We start from the raw sequence: 6,262 nt of genomic DNA on the forward strand, positions 1-6,262 counted from the left end.
TAGGCCCGGCAAGCGTCAGCGCCGCCGGGCAGATCGGTCAGTGTGATTTAAACCCGGCCGCCGACATCAGCAGGCGAAACGCCATGCTGACGGCGGTGAGGGCCAGTACGCTGGCGACCCAGATAGCAATCAACCAGAACAGACGCTTTGCAAAACGCGGTGCCGCCATCAGTGATATCCCTCCCCAGGTTGAACTTTGCCGCGGAATACGTAGTAGCTCCACGCGGTATAGACCAGAATCAGCGGAATAATCAGCAGCGCGCCCACCAGCATAAAGCCCTGGCTTTGCGGCGGAGACGCGGCATCCCACAGGGAGATGCTGGGCGGGATGATATTCGGCCAGATGCTGATCCCGAGGCCGCTAAAGCCAAGGAACACCAGCCCAAGGGTGAGAATAAACGGCAACGTGTGATGATGCACGTTGCTCAGGCTGCGCCACTGCCAGAAACTGAACAGGAGCACCAGCAGCGGTACCGGCAGGAAGAAGAAGAGATTCGGCATGCTGAACCAGCGATCGGCGATCCCCTGGTGCGTCAGCGGCGTCCAGAGGCTGATCACGCCTATGGTCACCAGCAGCGCCAGCAGCAGCTGTTTCGCGCTGTGTCGCATCTTCTCCTGTAGCGGACCGCCGCTCTTCATTACCATCCAGGTTGCACCGAGCAGGGCGTAGGCGATGGTCAGCCCTAAGCCGCAGAAGAGGTTGAACGCCGTGAGCCAGTCCAACGCGCCACCGCTAAAACGGCGACCGGTCACCTCAAAGCCGTTCAGCACCGCGCCGACCACTACCCCCTGGGCAAAGGTGGCGACAATGGAGCCGAAGATAAACGACTTATCCCAGAACGGACGATGGGCGGGCGTCGCTTTAAAGCGAAACTCAAACGCTACCCCACGGAAGATCAGTCCCGCCAGCATGATAGTCAGCGGAATGGTCAGCGCGTCGGCAATCACCGCGTAGGCCAGCGGAAACGCGCCAAACAGCCCTGCGCCACCCATCACCAGCCAGGTTTCGTTGCCATCCCAGACCGGGGCGACGCTGTTGACCATCACGTCACGATCTTCACCGTTGCGAATGAGGGGGAACAGGATCCCGATCCCCAGATCGAAGCCGTCCATCACGATATACATCAGCGTGGCGAAGACGATTATCACAAACCAGATAACTGACAGATCGATACCCATTACTTGTTCTCCTCTGTCTCTAACGACTCACCGGCCGCAGAGAGCGGACGCGCCGGGCGGCCCTCTGTAGGGTGACGATCTTCAGGCTGCGGACCGTGCTTAATAAGCCGGCCGATATAGACATACCCCACGCCAAAGACGGCGGAGTAGACCACGAAGAATCCCAGCAGAGTGAGGCTCATCTGGAGCGTGCTGTGCTGCGAGACGGCATCAATGGTGCGCAGTTGGCCATAAACCACCCACGGCTGGCGACCCACCTCGGTGGTTACCCAGCCCGCCAGCAGAGCAATCAGCCCGGCAGGCCCCATCCACAGGGCAAAGTGGTGGAACGGACGTGAGGTATAGAGACGCCCTTTATAACGCAGCCACAGCCCGACCACGCCCAGCAGGATCATCAGCAGGCCCATCGCCACCATCAGGCGGAACGACCAGAAAACAATGGTGGAGTTGGGGCGATCCTCTTTCGGGAACGACTTAAGCGCCGGAACCTGTTTATCCAGGCTATGGGTCAGGATCAGGCTGCCCAGCGCCGGGATCTCCAGCCCGTAGCGGGTGCGCTCCTGCTCCATATCTGGCCAGCCAAATAGCAGCAGCGGGGTCGGCTCACCCGGAGGGTTCTCCCAGTGGCCTTCGATGGCGGCAATCTTCGCTGGCTGATGCTCCAGGGTATTCAGGCCATGCATATCACCCACTACGGCCTGGATCGGGGCCACCACCAGCGCCATCCACAATGCCATAGAGAACATCCTGCGGATGGCGGGGGTATTGTTGCCTTTAAGAAGATGCCAGGCACCCGAGGCACCCACAAACAGCGCGCTGCTCAGGAAGGCCGCGATCGACATATGCAGCAGGCGGTAGGGGAACGACGGGTTAAAGATGACCTTGAACCAGTCAACCGGGATCACCTGGCCATTGACAATCTCATGCCCCTGCGGGGTATGCATCCAGCTGTTGGAAGCCAGGATCCAGAAGGTGGACATCAGCGTACCGAGGGCCACCATGCAGGTAGAGAAGAAGTGCAGGCCGGGGCCGACCTTGTTCCAGCCGAAGAGCATGACGCCGAGGAAGCCAGCCTCAAGGAAGAAGGCCGTCAGCACCTCATAGGTGAGCAGCGGCCCGGTGATGCTCCCGGCAAACTGGGAGAAACCACTCCAGTTGGTACCGAACTGGTAGGCCATCACCAGCCCCGAGACGACGCCCATCCCAAAGTTAACGGCGAAAATTTTCACCCAAAAGAGGTAGAGCGTTCGCCAGACCTGGTTCTGCGTCTTGAGCCAGAGTGCCTCAAGCACTGCCAGATAGCTGGCCAGCCCGATAGTGATAGCAGGAAATAAAATATGGAATGAGACGGTAAAGGCGAACTGGATTCGCGCCAGATGAAACGCGTCTAGATCAAACATGCAGGACTCCGCGCATAGTTTACGTTATGTCAGCAAAAGTATAGGTGATGTCAATGAATGCGGGCAGAAACAGCACCCGAACGAAAAAGCATAACAGTTGCACTCTGCTAAACCGTTAACGGCATAAAGCCGTTTCTGTTATAGAATGGGGAGAGAATGGGGTAACAGGATCGAGTAATGAAAAAGTATCAGCGGCTGGCGGAGCAAATTATTGAGCAGATCAACCTTGGCGTCTGGCAACCTGGCGATCGGCTGCCGTCGCTGCGCGAGCAGGTTACCATCAGCCACGTCAGCTTTATGACCGTCAGCCACGCCTACCAGATGCTGGAGAGCCAGGGACGCATTATCGCCAGGCCACAGTCCGGCTACTATGTTGCGTCGCCTCCCTCCGATAAGCCACCTATGCCCCCCGCTCAGGTGATGCAGGACGAGGCCGTGGACATCAATACCTATATCTTTGAGGTATTGCAGGCGAGCTGCGACGCCTCGGTGCTGCCCTTTGGCTCAGCGTTTCCCGATCCGCGCCTGTTCCCGCTCCAGCAGCTTAACCGCTCCCTGGCCAACGTCAGCAAAACTGCCAACGCCATGAGCGTGATTGAGAACCTGCCGCCGGGCAACGCCGACCTGCGCCACGCCATCGCCCGCCGCTATGCCCAGCAGGGGATGAACGTCTCCCCTGATGAGGTGGTGATCACCGCCGGTGCGCTGGAGGCGCTCAACCTCAGCCTGCAGGCGGTCACCGAGCCGGGCGACTGGGTGATCGTCGAGAACCCCTGCTTTTACGGCGCGCTACAGGCGCTGGAGCGGCTAAAGCTGAAGGCGCTGGCGGTCGCCGCCGACGTTGAGGAGGGGATCGATCTCGACGCCCTGGCCCAGGCGCTGAACGACTATCCGGTGAAGGCCTGCTGGCTGATGACCAACAGTCAGAATCCGCTGGGATTCACCCTGAGCAATGAGAAAAAAGCGCGGCTGGTGGCCCTGCTGGCAGAGCACAATGTCACCCTGATTGAGGACGACGTTTACAGCGAGCTCTACTTTGGTCGTGAGAAGCCGCTTCCGGCTAAAGCGTGGGATACCCAGGAGATGACTTTGCACTGCTCGTCATTCTCAAAGTGCCTGGTAGCCGGATTTCGTATCGGCTGGGTGGCCGCCGGGAAACACGCCCGCCGCATTCAGCAGCTGCAGCTGATGAGCACCCTCTCAACCAGCTCGCCGATGCAGCTGGCGCTGGTGGACTATCTCTCTACCAAACGCTACGACGCCCACCTGCGTCGGCTGCGCCGCACGCTGGCGGAGCGCAAGCAGCAGGCCAGACAGGCGCTGCTGCGCCATCTTCCAACTGAGGTGAAGATCCACCCCAGCGACAGCGGCTACTTTCTCTGGCTTGAGCTGCCCGCCCCCCTGGATGCCGGGCAGCTGAGCGAGCAGGCGCTGGCGCACCATATCAGCATTGCGCCAGGAAAAATGTTCTCTACCTCCAACACCTGGACGCCGTTCTTCCGCTTCAACACCTCCTGGGCGTGGGGCGAGCGGGAGGAGCAGGCGGCTAAAATGCTGGGGATGTTAATCCGCCAGGCGATGGTGTAACGCACCGGTATTAACTCGTTGTCTCTGCTCCAGAAGATGGCGGAGTGCGTCATCTGTCACAACCTAAGCAAATTTCTTTTGCGCCCTATGTGGGGCCGCAGCGCGCCGTCTACCTTTACTGTGGGAGATATTTTTACGGCACGGCTGCCGCACATTTGATTGCGACAGGAGTAATGGCTTATGAGTAAAACATTTGCCCGCAGCACGCTGTACGCGCTCGGAATGACTATCGTCACCGCGCAGGCAGCCGAGCCAACGGAAGTCGGTAAAGGAGAGGGGCGTCTCGATATCATCGCCTGGCCGGGATACATCGAACGTGGGCAGACCGATAAACAGTACGACTGGGTTAGCGAGTTCGAAAAAGCCTCCGGCTGCCAGGTGAATGTAAAGACCGCCGCCACCTCGGACGAGATGGTCAGCCTGATGGCGAAGGGCGGCTATGACCTGGTCACCGCCTCCGGCGATGCCTCCCTGCGGCTGATCATGGGCAAACGCGTCCAGCCCATCAATACCGCCCTGATCCCCAACTGGAAAAACGTCGACCCGCGCGTGGTGAAGGGTGACTGGTTTAACGTCGGCGGCAAAGTCTACGGCACGCCCTATCAGTGGGGGCCTAACCTGCTGATGTATAACACCAAAACCTTCCCTACGCCGCCGGACAGCTGGGCCGTTATCTTCGCTAAGCAGAACCTGCCGGACGGCAAGAGCAACCAGGGCCGCGTTCAGGCCTACGACGGCCCGATCTACATTGCCGATGCCGCGCTGTTCGTAAAAGCCACCCAGCCGCAGCTGGGCATCAGCGATCCCTATCAGCTCAGCGAGGAGCAGTACCAGGCGGTGCTGAAGGTGCTTCGGGAGCAGCACGGGCTGATCCACCGCTACTGGCACGATACCACCGTGCAGATGAGCGATTTCAAAAACGAAGGCGTGGTAGCCTCCAGCGCCTGGCCCTATCAGGCCAACGCGCTGAAAGCCGAGGGTCAACCCATCGCCACGGTCTTTCCGAAGGAGGGGGTAACCGGCTGGGCGGATACCACCATGCTCCACACCGAGGCGAAACACCCGAACTGCGCCTATAAATGGATGGACTGGTCCCTGACGCCGAAGGTGCAGGGCGACGTGGCGGCCTGGTTTGGATCCTTGCCGGTAGTGGCGGAGGGCTGCAAGGCCAGTAGCCTGCTGGGCGAGAAGGGCTGCGAAACCAACGGCTACGGCTTCTTTGACAAGATCGCCTTCTGGAAAACGCCGGTTGCCGAAGGGGGCAAATTCGTCCCTTACAGCCGCTGGACCCAGGATTATATCGCTATTATGGGCGGCCGCTGATCGTCAGGAGTGACGCATGACCTATGCCGTTGAGTTTGATGAGGTATCCCGGATCTACGGTGACGTTCGGGCGGTGGATGGCGTCAGCCTGGCCGTTAACGACGGGGAGTTCTTCTCTATGCTGGGGCCGTCCGGCTCCGGCAAAACCACCTGCCTGCGGCTGATCGCCGGTTTCGAGCAGCTCTCGGGCGGGGCGTTGCGCATCTTTGGCAAAGAGGCCAGCACGCTGCCGCCGTGGGAGCGCGACGTCAATACCGTCTTTCAGGACTACGCGCTCTTTCCGCATATGTCGATTCTGGATAACGTCGCCTACGGGCTGATGGTCAAAGGCATCGGCAAAAAAGCGCGTCACGCCCAGGCCCATGAGGCGCTGGAGCGGGTGGCGCTGGGGTTTGCCCACGCCCGTAAGCCTTCCCAGCTCTCCGGGGGCCAGCGGCAGCGGGTTGCTATCGCCCGGGCGCTGGTTAATCAGCCGCGCGTGCTGCTGCTGGACGAGCCGCTCGGTGCGCTGGATCTCAAGCTGCGGGAGCAGATGCAGTTCGAGTTGAAAAAGCTCCAGCAGGATCTGGGCATCACCTTTATTTTCGTTACTCACGATCAGGGCGAGGCGCTGTCGATGTCCGATCGGGTGGCGGTGTTCAACAACGGCAGGATCGAGCAGGTTGATGCCCCGCGCGATCTCTATCTGCGTCCGCGCACTCCCTTCGTGGCGGGCTTTGTAGGTACTTCCAACGTCTTTAGCGCCGCACGGGCGCAGGCGCTGTGCGGCATGG

Annotated in this window: 6 protein-coding genes; 3 read left to right on the plus strand and 3 right to left on the minus strand. The window is 60.1% G+C overall.

The genetic code is table 11. The features are described 5' to 3' along the window. Window positions 1-37 precede the first annotated feature (37 nt). From RTP97_RS01905 to RTP97_RS01915, 3 genes are read right to left on the minus strand one after another with little or no spacing between them, the layout of a single operon-like run. Window positions 38-169, minus strand: coding sequence for a DUF2474 domain-containing protein (locus tag RTP97_RS01905; RefSeq protein ID WP_312410379.1), 132 nt, complete (start codon window positions 167-169; stop codon window positions 38-40). Beyond that, on the minus strand, window positions 169-1,179 hold the full coding sequence (gene cydB / locus RTP97_RS01910) for a cytochrome d ubiquinol oxidase subunit II (RefSeq protein ID WP_312209858.1): 1,011 nt from the start codon (window positions 1,177-1,179) through the stop codon (window positions 169-171). Before cydB ends, RTP97_RS01905 begins: the two co-directional genes overlap by 1 nt. Continuing rightward, window positions 1,179-2,579 carry a cytochrome ubiquinol oxidase subunit I gene (locus RTP97_RS01915; protein WP_312410381.1) on the minus strand — a complete coding sequence of 467 codons (1,401 nt, stop codon included), beginning with the start codon at window positions 2,577-2,579 and terminating at the stop codon, window positions 1,179-1,181. Before RTP97_RS01915 ends, cydB begins: the two co-directional genes overlap by 1 nt. Window positions 2,580-2,756: 177 nt before the next feature. Between RTP97_RS01915 and RTP97_RS01920 the strand changes: the two genes are divergently transcribed. From RTP97_RS01920 to RTP97_RS01930, 3 genes are all read left to right on the plus strand, one after another. Next, a complete protein-coding gene (locus RTP97_RS01920; protein WP_312410383.1) occupies window positions 2,757-4,166 on the plus strand; it encodes a PLP-dependent aminotransferase family protein in 1,410 nt (469 codons plus the stop codon). 180 nt (window positions 4,167-4,346) lie between these two features. Beyond that, entirely contained in the window at window positions 4,347-5,489 is a 1,143-nt protein-coding gene (gene ydcS, locus RTP97_RS01925; RefSeq protein WP_312410384.1) for a putative ABC transporter substrate-binding protein YdcS, read from the plus strand. A 16-nt stretch (window positions 5,490-5,505) separates the two neighbouring features. Next, window positions 5,506-6,262 (plus strand): ABC transporter ATP-binding protein (locus RTP97_RS01930; RefSeq protein WP_312410386.1); only part of this gene is annotated, 757 nt, incomplete at its 3' end.

Origin of the sequence: Pseudescherichia sp. (genome assembly GCF_031998825.1) — a bacterium.
GTDB lineage: Bacteria > Pseudomonadota > Gammaproteobacteria > Enterobacterales > Enterobacteriaceae > Pseudescherichia.